Origin of the sequence: Streptomyces sp. URMC 126 (assembly GCF_051386555.1) — a bacterium.
GTDB lineage: Bacteria > Actinomycetota > Actinomycetes > Streptomycetales > Streptomycetaceae > Streptomyces.
Genome location: NZ_JBPQTX010000149.1, coordinates 1 through 16,520, shown reverse-complemented (window position 1 = coordinate 16,520; position 16,520 = coordinate 1). Strand labels below are relative to the sequence as shown.

Genomic DNA, 16,520 nt, shown 5'->3' with positions numbered 1-16,520 from the left:
GTCCTCAAACGCCGGACGGGCTGAGATAGCCGGTCCGGCGTTTGAGGACAGCGCGCGCAGCGCGCTTCGGGGGTGCGGGGGCTTGCCCCCGCAAGGAACGGTGAAAGGGCGGGGGCGGGGCCTACTTCCCGCCGAGTTCGGCGAGCACCGCGTCCGACAGTGCCGGCCATACCTCCACCGCCCACGCCCCGAAGTCCCGGTCCGTCAGGGCCACGCACGCCGCGCCGGCCGCCGGGTCGACCCACAGGAACGTTCCGGACTGGCCGAAGTGGCCGTACGTACGGGGGGAGTTGAGGGAGCCCGTCCAGTGCGGCGACTTGCCGTCCCGCAGCTCGAACCCCAACCCCCAGTCATTGGGCCGCTGGTGCCCGTACCCGGGCAGGACCCCGGTCACGCCGGGGAAGACGACCGTCGTCGCCTCGGCCAGCGTCTCCGGTGAGAGCAGCCGCGGCGCCTGGAGTTCGGCGGCGAAGCGGACGAGGTCGTCGACCGTGGAGACGCCGTCCTTGGCGGGGGAGCCGGGGAGGTCGGTGGCGGTCATGCCGAGGGGCTCCAGGACCGCCTGGCGCAGGTACTCGGCGAAGGGGATGTCCGTCGCCTTGGCGATGTGGTCCCCGAGGGCCTCGAAGCCGGCGTTGGAGTACAGCCGCCGGGTGCCGGGCTCGGCCGCCGGACGGTGTTCGTCGAAGGCCAGGCCGGAGGTGTGGGCGAGGAGGTGACGGACCGTGGACCCGGCGGGGCCCGCCGGTTCGTCGAGCTCGATCGCGCCCTCCTCGACGGCGATCAGCGCGGCGTAGGCGGCGAGCGGTTTGGTGACCGAGGCCAGGGCGAAGCGGTGCGCGGTCGGTCCGTGCGTCCCGGCCACCGTCCCGTCGGCCCGTACGACGGCCGCCGCGGCGGTCGGCACCGGCCAGTTATCGATCTTCCGCAGGCTCTCCATGAGCACGAGCCTAAGGCACCCGGCCGGTCCAAGATTCCGTCAAGGATCCGGGGGCGCGGAGTGTGAGGCGCCGCTTCCGCGTTGCCAAGGGGTGAACAGGGTGCCGGAAGGGACCGTTGGGACACTAGGGGGAGCCGTATGACCGTCACTACCGCCATCGACACCACACCGGCCGGGACCGGGCGCCGACCCCGGGGCCGGGGCCGGTACACGATCGGCGAGGTGGCCGCGTACACCGGACTGTCCGCCCACACGCTGCGCTGGTACGAGCGGATCGGGCTGATGCCGCACGTCGACCGCTCCCACACCGGGCAGCGCCGGTACACCGACCGCGACCTGGACTGGCTGGACCTGGTCGGCAAGCTGCGGCTGACCGGGATGCCGGTGGCGGACATGGTCCGGTACGCCGAGCTGGTGCGCGAGGGCGAGCACACGGTGGCCGAGCGCGAACGGCTGCTGAGCGCGCACCGCGAGGACGTCCGGCGGCGGATGGCCGAGCTGCGGAGCACGCTCGACGTCCTCGATCACAAGATCGACCGGTATGCGCGGGCCCGGCGGGCGAACGAGGAGCGCTACGCCGCTCCCGGCGTCACCAGCCCCGACTCGTAGGCGAAGATCACCGCCTGGGCCCGGTCCCGCAGCCCCAGCTTGGCCAGCACCCGGCCGATGTGCGTCTTCACCGTCTGCTCCGCCAGCACCAGCGACCCGGCGATCTCCTGGTTGGACAGCCCGCGGGCGATCAGCTCCAGCACCTCCGTCTCCCGCGGCGTCAGGCCCTTCAGCCGCAGTGAGGGGTCCCGGCGCGGGGCCGGCCGCTGCCGGGCGAAGTCCGCGATGAGGCGGCGGGTCACCGACGGCGCGAGCAGCGCCTCGCCCGCCGCCACCACGCGGACCGCCGAGATGAGGTCGGCCGGCGGGGCGTCCTTGAGGAGGAAGCCCGAGGCGCCGGCGCGCAGCGCCTCGTAGACGTAGTCGTCCACGTCGAACGTGGTCAGCATCAGCACCTTCGGGCGGTGCACGACGCCGGGGGGAGGGTCCAGGAGGCGGCGGGCCGCCTCCAGGCCGTCCATCTCCGGCATCCGGACGTCCATCAGCACCACGTCCGGGTGGACGGTCCGGCTCAGTTCGACGCCCCGGACGCCGTCGGGGGCGTCCCCGACGACGTCGATGTCGGACTGGGCGGCGAGCAGCGCGGCGAAGCCCGCCCGCACCATCGCCTGGTCGTCGACGATGATCACCTTGATGGTCATGCGGCCGGGGCTTCCTTCGCTGTCGGTTCGGTGAGGGTTTCCGGCGCCGCCGCGTACAGCAGCCGGGCGGCCACGCGGAAGCCGCCGTCCGGCAGGGGGCCGGTGTCGAGGGTTCCGCCGACCAGGCGGACGCGCTCGCGCATGCCGACCAGGCCGTGGCCGGTGCCGGTGGTCTCCAGGGGTACGTGCGGGCGGCCGGCGGGCGCGTTGACGACGAGGACGGTCAGCCCCTCGTCGTCCGCCGTGACCGACACCCGCGTGTCGGCGCCCGGCGCGTGCCGGACCGCGTTGGCCAGGGCCTCCTGGACGATGCGGTACGCGGAGAGGTCGACGGCCTGCGGGAGCGACTCCGGCGCCGCGTCCTTGTCGAGCGCGAGCTCGACCGGCTGCCCGGCCCGGACGGTCGCCTCGACGAGCTGCCCGATCCGGTCGACGCCCGGCTGCGGGGTCCGCTCCCCGCCGCCCTGCCCCGCGTCCTCGCTGCGCAGGACACCCAGCAGCCGGCGCATCTCGCTCAGCGACTCGCGCGCGGTGGCGGCGATCGTGCCGAACTCCTCGGCGGCCTCCGGCGGCAGGCCGGCGAGGCGGTAGGGGGCGCTGTCCGCCTGCACAGTGATCACCGACATGTGGTGGGCGACGACGTCGTGCAGCTCGCGGGCGATCCGCGCGCGCTCCTCCAGCAGCGTCCGGCGGGCCCGCTCGGCCTCGTTGATCGTCGCCTGCTCGTCCAGGGCGCGCTGCGCCCGCTTCGTCCGCTGCAACGCCCAGCCCAGCAGCAGCAGCGTCCCGCCGAACAGCGTCACGATCAGCCAGGCGCCGTTGCTGCGCTCGGGCGCCGCCGTCTCGAAGCCGTAGCTCGTCGCCGTGTACGCCGCCCAGGCCACCAGCATGGTGCGGGGGCGGCAGCGCAGGCCCAGCAGGAACAGCAGCGGCAGGTAGGCGATCAGCAGGGCCGGGGGCCAGGGCCAGACGGCGTTCGCGTGCGGCGGCCCCGGCGTCAGGGTGAGGGCGCAGGCGGTGCCGGCCACGAAGGTGATCGCCCAGGCGAGGAGGGGTTTGCGGACGGCGAGGACGAGGGGGGCCGTCTCCAGCGCCGCGTAGACCAGGGCGAGGCCCGGGTGGACGCCGTAGTCGTTCTTCAGCGCCGTGGCGGTGACCGGGAGGAGGATGAGGGTGAGGAGGGCGGTGAGGGCGTGGGGGATGTGGGGGCGGAGGTGGCGTGAGGCTTTGGGCATGGCTTGACCAGCGTACGGGTGCGGGTGGGGCGCCTGCGGCGGGCTGCTGCCCCGGTCCCGCCCCTTCGCCGATTCCCGGGGGGCCAGCCCCCCGAACCCCCCGAAACCGCGCTTCGCGCGGTTGTCCTCAAGCGCCGGACGGGCTGGATCGTGCCTGAGCGGGCACTTGCAGCCCGTCCGGCGTTTGAGGACGAGCGGCGAAGCCGCGACAAGCGGGGTCTGGGGCGCAGCCCCAGGAAACGGCGAAGTGGGGGTCCCCCCTCTGGGGGAGGGACCGGGGCACCCCCACCCGAAGGGCACCCCTAAAGCTCCGCGAGCAACTCCGCCTTCTTCGCGCTGAACTCGTCGTCCGTCAGCAACCCCGCCGAATGCAGATCCCCCAGATGCCGGATCCGCTCCGCGACAGCCCCCGGATCCGGCCGCGCGGCGGCGGCCGGTGAGGACGCCGCCGGGACCGCCGGAGAGGAGGAGCGCACGGCCTGAAGCACCGCCGCCGCGAACGGCAGCGACTCGTGCACCGGCCCGTATCCCATCCCGAAGACGACCGAGGCCGGATCCTGATCCGCCTGGCCCGGCGCGGGCCGCTCCGTGTCGCGGAGGACGAGCCGCAGGTGGCCGCCCATGAGGTCGGGCGAGCGCCACTGGACGTCGGTGAGGTCGTCGACGGAGAAGCGCTGGTCGCCGGCCTTCCACTTGGCGGAGGTCGCGCCGGACCAGAACCAGCGGAAGGCGACGGTCCGGCCGTCGAAGGAGGCCCGGCCGTCGTACGCCTTGAAGGAGCGCGGCGGCTCCGGGGCGACGACGAGCGGGCGGTCGGCGGGCTCGGCCGCGTGGGGGCCGAGCCGGGCCCGTATCTCCTCGGCGTAGTACTCGGCGAGGGTGGCGCGCTCGGCGGGCAGGACCAGGCGGTACGGGTCGGTGCCCTCCTTGAGCTGGCCGTCGGCGGCGTCCATCAGCGGATCGGCGCCGGGCCTGGGCACGGCGCGCAGCACCACCGTGCCGCGTCTGCCGGGGCCCTGCTCGACCGCCGCGAGCGCCTCGTAGGGGATGCGCCGTTCACCGAGCGCCTGGAGCAGCTTCGGTGTCCGGATCCCCCGTTCGAAGCGGATGAGCACGGAGTCGGTGTCGAACTCCCAGACGGTGTGGAAACCGGCCAGCACATCACCCATGCGGGTCATCGTATGCGGCGCCCGCCCGCGCGTCCCCCCTCCGGCGCTACGCGCGTCATGCCGGGCCCGGCCGGGCCCGGGACGTCAGCGGAGCGGGGCGGTGCCGACGGCACAGTCGGTGTCGGACGGGGAGCAGCGGATTCCGCTGGTGTCCCCGGCGCCGAGGCGGGCGAAGTTGGCGAGGCTGACGGTGCCGGGCTCGAAGTAGCCGGCGTGCCCCTCGGCGTCGGCGGCGGACAGCAGGCGGGCGCCGAAGCCGGAGGAGACGGGGTCGGCGCCGTGTCCCAGGCCGCCGACCTCCAGGTGCGGGACGTCCCTGATCCAGTCGTCGGCGTCCCGCATGGCCCATATCCGGGCGCTGGTGTGCAGTTCGGAGACGTTCCGGGCGCGCATGCCGGGGCTGCCGGCCACGGCGATGTCGGTGACCCGGGGGTCGAGCTCGCGGGCGGCCACGCCGCACACCACCGAGCCGTAGCTGTGGCAGAAGAGGGAGACGGAGGAGCTGCCGGGCAGTCCGCGTACCAGGGCGCGCAGCCGCAGCGCGCCCTCGGCGGCGAGCTTGCCGGTGGCCGCGTCGACGCCCACTCCGGCGGGGGAGGTGTAGTCGGCCCAGGCGATGACGGCGGTGCGGGCTGCGGGGCGGATGCTGCGCTCGGTGGTGTAGAGGGCGTCGGCCATTCCGACGGGGGCGGCGTACGGACGTCCGCTCTTCTCGAAGGTGAGGACGTTCGTATCGACACCGGGCACCACGACGGAGACCCGCTCGGCGTGGTCGAGGTCGCCGAGGACCTCCGCGACGCGCCCGCTGCCGCCGGGGTCGAAGGCGAGGACCTGCCGCCCGCGGGAGAGCAGCGAGTCGAAGCGGTGCATGCGCCGCTTGGCCTCGTTGCGGCCGACCGGGGTGAGGCCGCTGTCGTGGCTGCGGCGCTCCTCGACCGCGCGGGCCTGGGCGAGGGCCGTCCGGTTGGCGCGGTACCGCAGGGACAGCGGGGCGCCGTTGAGGTTGCCGACGACGAGGGGGTAGCGGTCGGCGAGGCGGGTGCGGTCGGTGGTGGAGAGCGCGGCGAAGAAGCGGGCGAGCACGCCCGGGTCCGCGTAGGGGGAAGGCAGCGGGCGTCCGGCGACGCTGCCGTGCAGCCAGGCGCTGAGCGCCGCCCGGCGCGGGTCGGCCGCGCCGCGGCCGCGTACGGCCGTCCAGCCGGTCGTGGCGAGCATGACGAAGACCACGGTGAGCGCCAGCAGCGCGCGCCAGACCGTGGCCGTGTTCGTCCACGGCGAGGAGGGGGAGCCGAGCCCCGGGAAGGAAGTCACCGCGGACCACCCTAGGAGAAAGGGCGGCGCGTCCGCCAAGACAGTGATGGAGATCACGTTTGATCGCGAGTGACGCTGGACATACGTGCGCTGCCTCACTCCGGCCGGGGCGGGCGGCGCCCCGCCGGTCCTCGGCGGCTGGGCGTGCCGGGTCCGCGTCGGCGGGGCGTATCGGGTCCGCGCCGGTGAGGCCGGCCGAGGCCGGGTCCGCGCCGGTGAGGCGTGTGGCGGGGGTGGGGCTTCGCCGGCGGAGCCGCGTCAGGCCGGTTTCCGGGGCGTCCGCCAGTCCTCCGTCAGGGCCGGGCCGAGCAGCCCGAGGTAGTCCGTGACCAGGCGGAGCAGGTCGTCCAGATCGCCGTTCTCCTTCTCGCCCCAGACCCGGGACGCGGCCCGGAGCACTCCGCTGCACGCGGCCACCAGGACCCGGGGCCGGGGGTCGCCGGCGAGGTCGACGCCCTCGCGGCGGGCGATCTCCGCCGCCAGCCGGTCCTCGAAGTGGCCGAGGCGGCGCAGCCGGGCGGCCAGCAGCTGCGGGGTGGACTCGATCATGCGCTGGGTGTGCAGGTGCAGTTCGAGCGGGACGACGGCCTCGATGGCGCGGCCCATCGCCTCCCAGGTGGCCATGGCCGCGTTGCACATCGCGGTAAGCGGCGGCTCCTCGGCCGGGCGGGTCTCCAGGGCGGCGAGGGCCACCGCCTCCTCCACCTCCTGGAGGGCGAGCGCGACCTCTTCCTTGTTGGCGAAGTAGCGGAAGAAGGTGCGCTGTGAGACGTCGGCGGCCTCGGCGATCTCGTCGACGGTGGTGCCGTCGTACCCCTGGCGGGCGAAGAGCTCCAGGGCGCACCGCGTGAGGGTGTTCCGTGTCCGCTGCTTCTTGCGTTCCCGCAGTCCGGGGAGCGCCTCGCGCTCCGCCACGCCGTCGATCGCCTGCATGGATCCCTGCCTCTGCTCGGTGTTTCCGCTGGTCACAATAGTGCTCTGGACAATTGTCAGATAACGACTCATGAAGTCGTTTGTCAGTTGTCAGCGCCTGCCATAATCTCGGACCATGACGTCTCAGACCACCGTCGCGGACGCGACGCCGCCGGACCTCGGGCCCCGGAGTGGACTGCGGGGACATCCCTGGCTGACTCTTGTGACGGTCGCGATAGGCGTGATGATGGTCGCGCTCGACGGCACGATCGTCGCCATCGCCAACCCGGCCATCCAGAAGGACCTGGACGCTTCGCTCGCCGACGTCCAATGGATCACCAACGCCTACCTCCTCGCCCTCGCGGTCGCGCTGATCACGGCCGGAAAGCTGGGCGACCGCTTCGGGCACCGCCTGATCTTCCTCATCGGTACCACCGGATTCGCCGCCGCCTCGGGACTCATCGCGCTCTCCGGAAGCGTGTCGATGGTCGTCGCGTTCCGTGTGCTCCAGGGCCTCTGCGGGGCGCTGCTGATGCCGGCCGCGCTCGGCATGCTGCGGGCGACCTTCCCGGCCGAGAAGCTCAACATGGCGATCGGCCTCTGGGGCATGGTCATCGGCGCGTCCACCGCGGGCGGGCCGATCGTCGGCGGGCTGCTGGTCGAGCACGTGAACTGGCAATCCGTCTTCTTCATCAACGTGCCCGTGGGCGCGCTCGGCCTGGTCCTGGGCCTGGTCATCCTCAAGGACCACCGGGCCGAGAACGCCCCCCGCTCCTTCGACCTTCTCGGCATCGCGCTGCTCTCCGGCGCGATGTTCTGCCTCGTCTGGGCGCTCATCAAGGCGCCCAAGTGGCAGTGGGGCGACGCCAAGACCCTGATCTTCCTGGGCGTGGCGCTGGTCGGCTTCGTCGCCTTCGTCCTCTGGCAGAACCGGGTGCGCGAACCCCTGCTCCCCATGAAGCTCTTCCGGTCCGTGCCGCTCTCCGCCGGCGCCGCCCTGATCGTCCTGATGGCCTTCTCCTTCATGGGCGGCCTCTTCTACGTCACCTTCTACCTGCAGAACGTGCACGGGATGACGCCGGTCGACGCGGGCCTGCACCTGCTGCCGCTCACCGGCATGATGATCGTCGCCTCACCGGTGGCCGGTGCGCTGATCGGCCGCGTCGGGCCGCGGATCCCGCTGTTCGTGGGGATGGTGTGCACCGCCGTGGCCTGCTTCGGCATGTCCGCCCTGAAGGTCGACTCCGGCACCGGCCTGATGTCCGTCTGGTTCGCCCTCTTCGGCATCGGTCTGGCCCCGGTCATGGTCGGCGCCACCGAAGTGATCGTCGGCAACGCGCCCCTGGAGCACGCGGGCCTGGCCGGCGGCCTCCAGCAGGGCTCGATGCAGGTCGGTGGCACCCTCGGCACGGCCGTCCTGGGCGCCGTCATGGCCTCGCGCGTCGGGCACGAGCTGCCGGAGAAGTGGGCCGGCGCCGGGCTGCCGCCGCTGTCGAAGGAGCAGAAGGACGCGGCCTCCGCCGTGGTCGAGGTGGGCGTCCCGCCGGTGCCCAAGGGCACCCCGCCGGAGATCGCCGGGAAGATCACCGGGGCCGCGCACGAGACCTTCGTCTCCGGGATGAGCACCTCGTTCGTCGTCGCCGGCTGCGTGGCCGCCGTCGCCGCGCTGCTCGCTCTGCTCACCCGGCGCGGCGAGAACGCCGAGGCCGCTCAGGGGGCGGCGCATATCTGAGCACAGCCGAACCCCGCCCTCGCGAATAGCCCGAACGGGCGAAGGGGCCCCGGCCGGTTCTTCACCGGCCGGGGCCCCTTCGTGTGTCATTCGCGGGTCATGCGCCCTACGGGACGACCCTTACGCGTCGCCGCCCGCGGCGCCCGGGTCGGCCGCCGCCACGTCGAGCAGCTGGTAGCGGTCGATCGCCTGCTTCAGCGCCGAGCGGTCGATCTTGCCCTCCTTGGCGAGCTCGGTGAGCACGCCCAGGACGATCGACTGCGCGTCGATGTGGAAGAAGCGACGGGCCGCGCCACGGGTGTCCGCGAAGCCGAAGCCGTCGGCGCCCAGCGACTGGTACGTACCCGGCACCCAGCGCGCGATCTGGTCGGGAACGGCACGCATCCAGTCGGACACGGCCACCTTCGGACCCTCGGCGCCGGCGAGCTTCTTCGTCACGTACGGGACGCGCTGCTCCTCCTCCGGGTGGAGCAGGTTGTGCTCCTCCACCGCGATGGCGTCACGGCGCAGCTCGTTCCAGGAGGTCGCCGACCAGACGTCCGCCTTGACGTTCCACTCCTCGGCGAGGATCTTCTGGGCCTCGATCGCCCACGGCACGGCCACGCCGGAGGCGAGGATCTGCGCCGGGATGGCGCCGGCCTCGCCCGCCTTGTAGCGGTACAGACCCTTGAGGATGCCCTCGGCGTCCACGTTCTCCGGCTCGGCCGGGTGCTGGATCGGCTCGTTGTAGACGGTGAGGTAGTAGAAGATGTCCTCCGCGTTCTCGCCGTACATCCGGCGGAGACCGTCCTGCACGATGTGCGCGATCTCGTAGCCGAACGCCGGGTCGTACGCGACGACGGCCGGGTTGGTGGAGGCCAGCAGGTGCGAGTGGCCGTCCGCGTGCTGGAGGCCCTCACCGGTCAGGGTCGTCCGGCCGGCGGTCGCACCGAGGACGAAACCGCGCGCCAGCTGGTCGGCCATCTGCCAGAACTGGTCACCGGTGCGCTGGAACCCGAACATCGAGTAGAAGACGTAGATCGGGATCAGCGGCTCGCCGTGCGTGGCGTACGCCGAACCGGCCGCGATCAGCGACGCGGTGCAGCCCGCCTCGGAGATGCCGTCGTGCAGCATCTGGCCGGTCGGGGACTCCTTGTACGCGAGCAGCAGCTCGCGGTCCACGGCCTCGTACTGCTGGCCCAGCGGGTTGTAGATCTTCGCCGACGGGAACAGCGAGTCCATGCCGAAGGTGCGGTACTCGTCCGGGGCGATCGGCACGAAGCGCTTGCCGATCTCCTTGTCCCGCATCAGGTCCTTGAGCAGCCGGACGAACGCCATGGTGGTGGCGATCGCCTGCTGGCCGGAGCCCTTCTTGATCGGCGCGTAGACCTTGTCGCCCGGCAGGTTCAGCGGCTTGGAGCGGTCCACACGGGTGGGCACGTAGCCGCCGAGCGCCTTGCGGCGGTCGTGCATGTACTGGATCTCCTCCGAGTCGCGACCCGGGTGGTAGTACGGCGGCAGGCCGGACTCCAGCTCCTTGTCGCTGATCGGGATGTGGAGGCGGTCCCGGAAGCGCTTGAGGTCCTCGACCGTGAGCTTCTTCATCTGGTGGGTCGCGTTGCGGCCCTCGAAGTTCGGGCCGAGCGTCCAGCCCTTGACCGTCTGCGCCAGGATCACGGTCGGCTGGCCCTTGTGGGCCTTGGCCGCCGCGTACGCCGCGTAGATCTTCTTGTGGTCGTGACCGCCGCGGCCCAGGTGCAGGATCTGGTCGTCGGTCATGTTCTCGACCATCTTGCGGAGACGGTGGTCGTCGCCGAAGAAGTGCTCGCGGATGTACGCGCCGGTCTCCGTGGCGTACGTCTGGAACTGGCCGTCGGGGGTGCTGTTCAGCTTGTTGACCAGGATGCCGTCGCGGTCCTGGGCCAGCAGCGGGTCCCAGGAGCGGTCCCACACCAGCTTGATCACGTTCCAGCCGGCGCCGCGGAACTGCGACTCCAGCTCCTGCATGATCTTGCCGTTGCCGCGCACCGGGCCGTCGAGGCGCTGGAGGTTGCAGTTGACGACGAAGGTCAGGTTGTCCAGGCCCTCACGCGCGGCCAGGGACAGCTGGCCGAGCGACTCCGGCTCGTCCATCTCGCCGTCGCCCAGGAACGCCCAGACGTGCGACTTCGAGGTGTCGGCGATGCCGCGCGACTCCATGTAGCGGTTCATCCGGGCCTGGTAGATCGCGCCCAGCGGGCCGAGGCCCATGGAGACGGTCGGGAACTCCCAGAAGTCCGGCATCAGCCGCGGGTGCGGGTACGACGAGAGGCCGTAGGGGGCCTTCGACTTCTCCTGGCGGAAGGCGTCGAGCTGCTGCTCGGACAGGCGGTCCAGCAGGAACGCGCGGGCGTAGACGCCCGGCGAGGCGTGGCCCTGGAAGAAGATCTGGTCGCCGCCGTCGCCCTCGTCCTTGCCCCGGAAGAAGTGGTTGAAGCCCACGTCGTACAGGGAGGCGGAGGAGGCGAAGGTGGCGATGTGACCGCCGACGCCGATCCCCGGGCGCTGCGCGCGCGAGACCATCACGGCCGCGTTCCACCGGGTCGCGTTCAGGATCTTGCGCTCGATCTCCTCGTTGCCGGGGAAGAACGGCTCGTCCTTGGTCGCGATGGTGTTGACGTAGTCCGTGCTGCGCATCTCGGGCACGGCCACACGCTTCTCGCGCGCCCGTTCGATCAGGCGAAGCATGAGGTAGCGGGCACGTTCCCGGCCTCGCTCGTCGACGGCCGCGTCGAGCGAGTCGAGCCACTCCTGGGTCTCTTCGGGATCGAAGTCCGGGACCTGGCTGGGAAGACCGCCAATGATGATCGGGTTGCGATCGGATCCGGAAGCCACGCTGTTCCTTCGCTGTTCGGGTGTGTCGTGCTTTGCGCGCAATCGTTGCTGCGCACGCGGTCACATGCTGTCTTCGCTTATGTCGCGCCGGCTCCCATCGTGGACCGCGGCGACGGAAACGTCATCTCTACTGGGCGGTAACCACCACTCGGTAGACGAAGCGTCGGAGGGCGGCCGCCACGCGGCGGCCAAATCGCAACCATACGCCCCCAATGGGGGTCCCTCGCGTACGGCCGTTCGGCCCCGACCGCCGCAATCCCAGGGAGTAACTTCGCAAACCCGGCGGAACGCTGTGGTGTGAATCACTCGCGGCTGCTGCCTCATGGTGGGAGTTGCCATGAGACGTCAACGTTTGGGAGGGATCGCTGAGCGGGTACTTGCGCGATCCGTCCGGCACGTGTGGACTACGCCCAATGCCTCGCGTACGCGGGGGGCACGACAGCATTCTCGAAAGATGACAGGAGGCAATCCGTGAGCGCGACCGCGGACCACGCGGAGGAGCGGACCAACCCCGCCGCAAGGCTGGGTTTCGAGCCCGGACAGGTGGTCCAGGAGATCGGTTACGACGACGACGTCGACCACGATCTCCGTGAAGGTATCGAGTCCCTCATCGGCCAGGACCTCGTGGACGAGGACTACGACGACGTGGCCGACGTCGTCCTGCTGTGGTTCCGGGATGAGGACGGAGACCTCACGGACGCGCTGGTGGATGGCATCGGCCTGCTGGAGGACGGCGGCCTGATCTGGCTGCTGACCCCCAAGACGGGCCGCGACGGCTACATCGAGCCGAGCGACATCTCCGAGGCCGCCCAGACCGCGGGCCTCTCCCAGAGCAAGAGCATCAGCGTGGGCAAGGACTGGACCGGCACGCGCCTGGTGACCCCCAAGCGCTGATCCCGGGCGCCCCTCGTCTTCAGGGGCCTTCGCGAGCCTCACCGCGCCCCCGGCAGCCCCGCTGCCGGGGGCGCCGTGCGTCCCCCCGGGGCGGCAGTGACACACTGGCCGCCTACCCGCGCCGGCGGCCGGGGCCCGCGCACCGCGGACCCGGAGCCGGCCCGCCGAGAGAGGGATGCGACCATGGCGATCGACGTCGGCACCGAGGCCCCGGACTTCGCGCTGAAGAACCAGCACGGCGAGACCGTCCGCCTCTCCGACTTCCGGGGCGAGAAGAACGTCGTCCTGCTCTTCTACCCGTTCGCCTTCACCGGCGTGTGCACCGGCGAGCTCTGTGCCCTCCGCGACGAGCTCCCGACCTTCGTCAACGACGACGTCCAGCTGCTCGCCGTCTCCAACGACGCGCCGTTCTCGCTGCGCGTCTTCGCCGAGCAGGAGAAGCTCGACTACCCGCTGCTCTCCGACTTCTGGCCGCACGGCGAGGTCAGCCGCGCCTACGGCGTCTTCGACGAGGAGAAGGGCTGCGCGCTGCGCGGCACCTTCATCATCGACAAGCAGGGCGTCGTCCGCTGGACGATCGTCAACGGGCTGCCCGACGCGCGCGACCTGAACGAGTACACCCGCGAACTGGCCGCGCTCTGAGCAAGACCCTGTAATCGGTGGGAACCGGTCACTAGGATCCAGACGTTCACCGGATGCCATCGCACAACCGGGGGCAGGGCCGGCCGGCCGGGCCCCTCGAACCAATGGAGGACTCGTGGGAGTCAGTCTCAGCAAGGGCGGCAACGTCTCGCTGACCAAGGCAGCCCCGAACCTGACCGCGGTCATCGTCGGTCTCGGCTGGGACGCCCGTACCACCACCGGTACGGATTTCGACCTGGACGCCAGTGCGCTGCTCACCAACGACCAGGGCAAGGTCGCGAACGACCAGAACTTCGTGTTCTTCAACAACCTGAAGAGCCCCGACGGTTCGGTCGAGCACACCGGTGACAACCTCACCGGTGAGGGCGAGGGTGACGACGAGGTCATCAAGGTCAACCTGGCCGGTGTCCCCGCCGATGTGCACAAGATCGTGTTCCCGGTCTCCATCTACGACGCCGAGAGCCGCCAGCAGAGCTTCGGCCAGGTGCGGAACGCGTACATCCGCGTCGTCAACCAGGCCGACAACACCGAGCTGGCCCGTTACGACCTGAGCGAGGACGCCTCGACCGAGACCGCCATGGTCTTCGGCGAGCTGTACCGCAACGGTGCGGAGTGGAAGTTCCGCGCCATCGGCCAGGGTTACGCCTCCGGCCTGCGCGGCATCGCGCAGGACTTCGGCGTCAACGTCTGACCGACGGCCTGACGACGGCCCGGCCGCCCGCGCGGCCGCGGCGGCTCACCTCCGGCGCCGTACTCCCGTGTTCGGGCTGCCCGTCCTGGGCAGTCCGGGAGTACGGCGCCGGACGTGCGCGGCGACCTACGTTCAACTCGGGGAGGAACAGGACCATGGGTGTCACGCTCGCCAAGGGAGGCAACGTCTCCCTCTCCAAGCACGCGCCGAACCTGACCGCCATCGTGGTCGGTCTGGGCTGGGACGCCCGTACCACCACCGGTGCGGACTTCGACCTGGACGCCAGCGCCCTGCTGTGCTCCAGCGGACGGGTGCTCGGCGACGAGTACTTCGTCTTCTACAACAACCTCAAGAGTCCCGAGGGTTCGGTCGAGCACACCGGTGACAACCTCACCGGTGAGGGTGACGGCGACGACGAGACGATCCTGGTCGACCTCGTCAAGGTCCCGGCCGCCTGCGACAAGATCGTGTTTCCGGTCTCCATCCACGAGGCCGACCTCCGCGGTCAGAACTTCGGCCAGGTCAGCAACGCCTACATCCGCGTGGTCAACCAGGCGGACGGCTCCGAACTGGCCCGCTACGACCTGAGCGAGGACGCCTCCAGCGAGACGGCGATGATCTTCGGCGAGGTCTACCGCTACGGCGGCGAGTGGAAGTTCCGCGCGGTCGGACAGGGGTATGCGTCGGGCCTGCGGGGGATCGCCCTGGACTTCGGCGTCAACGTCTCGTGAGACACGGATGGTGAGCGCGGGCGCACACGGCGTGGTCACGGGAGCCCCTGTGGCCCCGGGCGGTGCCGCGCGCGCCCGCAGGTCGGCCCTCCCGGCTGCGGGGTGGGCCCTCTAGACTGCGTGGTCAACGTTTCGTAAAGCCGCGCACAGCGCGGGCAGTATCGCAGCGAAGGATTGGGTAGCCAGTGCTCCTGAAAACCTTTGGTTGGTCGTTCGCCATCACGGCGGCCGGCTTTGCCTTGGCCGGCGTGCTCTGGGGGTGGAAAGGGCTGGCGCTCGTCGCGATCCTGTCCGTCCTGGAGATCTCGCTCTCGTTCGACAACGCGGTCATCAACGCCGGCATCCTCCGGAAGATGAACGCCTTCTGGCAGAAGATGTTCCTGACGCTGGGCATCCTCATCGCCGTGTTCGGCATGCGGCTGGTGTTCCCGGTCGTCATCGTGGCGATCACCGCCAAACTCGGGCCCATCGAGGCCGTCGACGTGGCGATCAACGATCACCACCGCTACGAGGAACTGGTCACCAGCGCCCACCCGGCCATCGCCGCGTTCGGCGGGATGTTCCTGCTCATGATCTTCCTGGACTTCGTCTTCGAGGACCGCGACATACAGTGGCTGGGCCCTGTGGAGCGGTTCCTCGCCCGGCTGGGCAAGGTCGAGGGCCTGTCGGTCATCGTCTCGCTGGTGGTGCTGATCATCGCGGCCACCACCGTGGCCACCTCCGTCCCGGTGCACGGCGGCGACGGCACGATCGACAAGGCCGCCACGGTGCTGCTGGCCGGCGTCGGCGGTCTGGTGACCTACCTGGTCGTGGGCGGTATCTCCGGCTTCTTCGAGGAGCGCCTTGAGGACGAGGAGGACGAGGCGGAGGAGTCCGCTCCGGCGGAGAAGAAGAGCGGCGGCTCGGTCGTCGGACTGGCCGGCAAGGCCGCGTTCTTCATGTTCCTCTACCTGGAGGTCATCGACGCCTCCTTCTCCTTCGACGGGGTCATCGGCGCCTTCGCGATCACCAACGACATCTTCGTGATGGCGCTGGGCCTCGGCATCGGTGCGATGTACATCCGTTCGTTGACGGTGTTCCTGGTCCGCAAGGGGACCCTGGACGAGTACGTCTACCTGGAGCACGGCGCGCACTACGCGATCGGCGCGCTGGCCGTGATCCTGCTGGCCACCATCAAGTACGAGATCCCCGAGGTCGTCACCGGCAGCATCGGCGTGGCCCTGATCGCGCTCTCGTTCTGGTCCTCGGTGCGGCGCAACCGCAAGGAGGCCGAGGCCGGGGACGGCGGCGGCAGCCGTCAGGAGGTCACGTCCGGGGTGTGACCCCGGTACCTGTGCGGGAACCCTCTGAGCGGGGCGGCGGTGAGATCACCTCACGGCCGCCCCGCTCACCGGTTTCCGGAGTGGGAACCGGACCGCCAGGGGTGGGGGTAGCAGATGACGGTACGGGACAAGCTGTTCGGCAACTGGGGGCGCGGCGCGGCCTGGCAGTTCGACTCGCAGCACAGCTCATCGGGCGCGGTCGAGCTGACCAAACGCCGCCCGGTCTACTCGCTGACCAGGAACGGCGCGCTCAGCGGCAATATGCGGGTCAACCTGTCGTGGCAGATGCGCACCACGGTCATCCACGAGAAGCCGGCCCGGAGCGGCATGCGCCACCCCTTCCGCAAGTTCACCCCCGAGATGGTGCAGGCGCAGGGGCCGGCGATGGTCAGTGTGGACCTGGACCTCGCCTGTATGTACGAGCTGTGGGATGGCTCGAAAGGCGTAGTGCAGCCACTCGGCGCCATACTGGGCAGCATCAACTCTCCACCGTACGTCCAGCTCAGCGGCGACGACCGGTTCGGCTCCGGCTCGGGGGAGACCATCTACATCAACATGGACCACCGGGATGAGATCAAGCGACTGCTGATCTTCGTCTACATCTATGACGGCACCCCGGCGTTCGACCGTACGCAGGCCACGGTGACGCTGTATCCCGGCAACGGCCCCCGGCTCGAAGTCGCGCTCCACGAGCGCGCGCCGGAGGCGCGGTCGTGCGCCGTGGTCCTGATCGAGAACGACAAGAAGGAGATCGTCGTCCGACGGGAGATGCGGTACGTGTACGGGTTCCAGTCGGAGCTGGACCGGTTGTACGGGTGGGGGCCTGTCTCTTATACAC

General features: G+C 70.8%; 15 protein-coding genes. 8 read left to right on the top strand and 7 right to left on the bottom strand.

All coding sequences use genetic code 11. The features are described from left to right. Window positions 1-121: 121 nt before the first annotated feature. The gene (locus tag ACSNOK_RS19025) at window positions 122-940 is read right to left on the bottom strand and encodes a serine hydrolase domain-containing protein (RefSeq protein WP_436781912.1); all 819 of its coding nucleotides are present in this window, start codon (window positions 938-940) and stop codon (window positions 122-124) included. Between the two features lie 138 nt (window positions 941-1,078). Between ACSNOK_RS19025 and ACSNOK_RS19020 the strand changes: the two genes are divergently transcribed. Next, window positions 1,079-1,549, top strand: coding sequence for a MerR family transcriptional regulator (locus ACSNOK_RS19020; protein ID WP_436781911.1), 471 nt, complete (start codon window positions 1,079-1,081; stop codon window positions 1,547-1,549). On the opposite strand, the gene ACSNOK_RS19015 is transcribed toward ACSNOK_RS19020, so the two are convergent. The 5 genes from ACSNOK_RS19015 to ACSNOK_RS18995 all read right to left on the bottom strand — a co-directional run bounded on the left by ACSNOK_RS19015 (window position 1,513) and on the right by ACSNOK_RS18995 (window position 6,838). Further along, window positions 1,513-2,190, bottom strand: a complete 678-nt coding sequence (locus tag ACSNOK_RS19015) for a response regulator (RefSeq protein ID WP_436781910.1) — start codon at window positions 2,188-2,190, stop codon at window positions 1,513-1,515. The genes ACSNOK_RS19020 and ACSNOK_RS19015 overlap by 37 nt on opposite strands. Beyond that, window positions 2,187-3,425 carry a sensor histidine kinase gene (locus ACSNOK_RS19010; protein ID WP_436781909.1) on the bottom strand — a complete coding sequence of 413 codons (1,239 nt, stop codon included), beginning with the start codon at window positions 3,423-3,425 and terminating at the stop codon, window positions 2,187-2,189. Before ACSNOK_RS19010 ends, ACSNOK_RS19015 begins: the two co-directional genes overlap by 4 nt. A 302-nt stretch (window positions 3,426-3,727) precedes the next feature. After that, window positions 3,728-4,594 (bottom strand): DUF4429 domain-containing protein, encoded by an 867-nt coding sequence (locus ACSNOK_RS19005; protein ID WP_436781908.1) that lies wholly within the window; start codon window positions 4,592-4,594, stop codon window positions 3,728-3,730. A gap of 84 nt (window positions 4,595-4,678) precedes the next feature. Beyond that, complete coding sequence (locus ACSNOK_RS19000) at window positions 4,679-5,905, bottom strand: alpha/beta hydrolase (RefSeq protein WP_436781907.1); 1,227 nt, start codon at window positions 5,903-5,905, stop codon at window positions 4,679-4,681. Between the two features lie 258 nt (window positions 5,906-6,163). Continuing rightward, window positions 6,164-6,838: a TetR family transcriptional regulator gene (locus ACSNOK_RS18995; RefSeq protein ID WP_436781906.1), complete on the bottom strand. Its 675-nt coding sequence runs from the start codon at window positions 6,836-6,838 to the stop codon at window positions 6,164-6,166. A 115-nt stretch (window positions 6,839-6,953) separates the two neighbouring features. Here ACSNOK_RS18995 and ACSNOK_RS18990 point away from each other — a divergent pair, with 115 nt between their 5' ends. Continuing rightward, window positions 6,954-8,549, top strand: a complete 1,596-nt coding sequence (locus tag ACSNOK_RS18990; RefSeq protein ID WP_436781905.1) for an MFS transporter — start codon at window positions 6,954-6,956, stop codon at window positions 8,547-8,549. 120 nt (window positions 8,550-8,669) lie between these two features. Here ACSNOK_RS18990 and aceE read toward each other — a convergent pair whose 3' ends face one another. After that, a complete protein-coding gene (gene aceE / locus ACSNOK_RS18985; protein ID WP_436781904.1) occupies window positions 8,670-11,402 on the bottom strand; it encodes a pyruvate dehydrogenase (acetyl-transferring), homodimeric type in 2,733 nt (910 codons plus the stop codon). A 471-nt stretch (window positions 11,403-11,873) separates the two neighbouring features. Here aceE and ACSNOK_RS18980 point away from each other — a divergent pair, with 471 nt between their 5' ends. The 6 genes from ACSNOK_RS18980 to ACSNOK_RS18955 form a co-directional block, all read left to right on the top strand. Continuing rightward, window positions 11,874-12,296 carry a DUF3052 domain-containing protein gene (locus ACSNOK_RS18980; protein ID WP_436781903.1) on the top strand — a complete coding sequence of 141 codons (423 nt, stop codon included), beginning with the start codon at window positions 11,874-11,876 and terminating at the stop codon, window positions 12,294-12,296. A gap of 183 nt (window positions 12,297-12,479) precedes the next feature. Continuing rightward, the gene (locus ACSNOK_RS18975) at window positions 12,480-12,938 is read left to right on the top strand and encodes a peroxiredoxin (RefSeq protein WP_436781902.1); all 459 of its coding nucleotides are present in this window, start codon (window positions 12,480-12,482) and stop codon (window positions 12,936-12,938) included. A gap of 115 nt (window positions 12,939-13,053) precedes the next feature. Next, window positions 13,054-13,629, top strand: coding sequence for a TerD family protein (locus tag ACSNOK_RS18970; RefSeq protein ID WP_185940666.1), 576 nt, complete (start codon window positions 13,054-13,056; stop codon window positions 13,627-13,629). Window positions 13,630-13,784: 155 nt separating this feature from the next. Continuing rightward, entirely contained in the window at window positions 13,785-14,360 is a 576-nt protein-coding gene (locus tag ACSNOK_RS18965) for a TerD family protein (protein ID WP_436781901.1), read from the top strand. 185 nt (window positions 14,361-14,545) lie between these two features. Next, the gene (locus ACSNOK_RS18960) at window positions 14,546-15,682 is read left to right on the top strand and encodes a DUF475 domain-containing protein (RefSeq protein ID WP_436781900.1); all 1,137 of its coding nucleotides are present in this window, start codon (window positions 14,546-14,548) and stop codon (window positions 15,680-15,682) included. A gap of 114 nt (window positions 15,683-15,796) precedes the next feature. Further along, window positions 15,797-16,520: Tellurium resistance (locus ACSNOK_RS18955; protein WP_436781899.1), on the top strand; the 724-nt coding region annotated here is incomplete at its 3' end.

Coding starts and splice junctions, on each gene's coding strand:
- ACSNOK_RS19025 (WP_436781912.1), bottom strand. CDS start 940: ATGGAGAGCCTGCGGAAGATCGATAACTGGCCGGTGCCGACCGCCGCG.
- ACSNOK_RS19020 (WP_436781911.1), top strand. CDS start 1,079: ATGACCGTCACTACCGCCATCGACACCACACCGGCCGGGACCGGGCGC.
- ACSNOK_RS19015 (WP_436781910.1), bottom strand. CDS start 2,190: ATGACCATCAAGGTGATCATCGTCGACGACCAGGCGATGGTGCGGGCG.
- ACSNOK_RS19010 (WP_436781909.1), bottom strand. CDS start 3,425: ATGCCCAAAGCCTCACGCCACCTCCGCCCCCACATCCCCCACGCCCTC.
- ACSNOK_RS19005 (WP_436781908.1), bottom strand. CDS start 4,594: ATGGGTGATGTGCTGGCCGGTTTCCACACCGTCTGGGAGTTCGACACC.
- ACSNOK_RS18995 (WP_436781906.1), bottom strand. CDS start 6,838: ATGCAGGCGATCGACGGCGTGGCGGAGCGCGAGGCGCTCCCCGGACTG.
- ACSNOK_RS18990 (WP_436781905.1), top strand. CDS start 6,954: ATGACGTCTCAGACCACCGTCGCGGACGCGACGCCGCCGGACCTCGGG.
- ACSNOK_RS18975 (WP_436781902.1), top strand. CDS start 12,480: ATGGCGATCGACGTCGGCACCGAGGCCCCGGACTTCGCGCTGAAGAAC.
- ACSNOK_RS18965 (WP_436781901.1), top strand. CDS start 13,785: ATGGGTGTCACGCTCGCCAAGGGAGGCAACGTCTCCCTCTCCAAGCAC.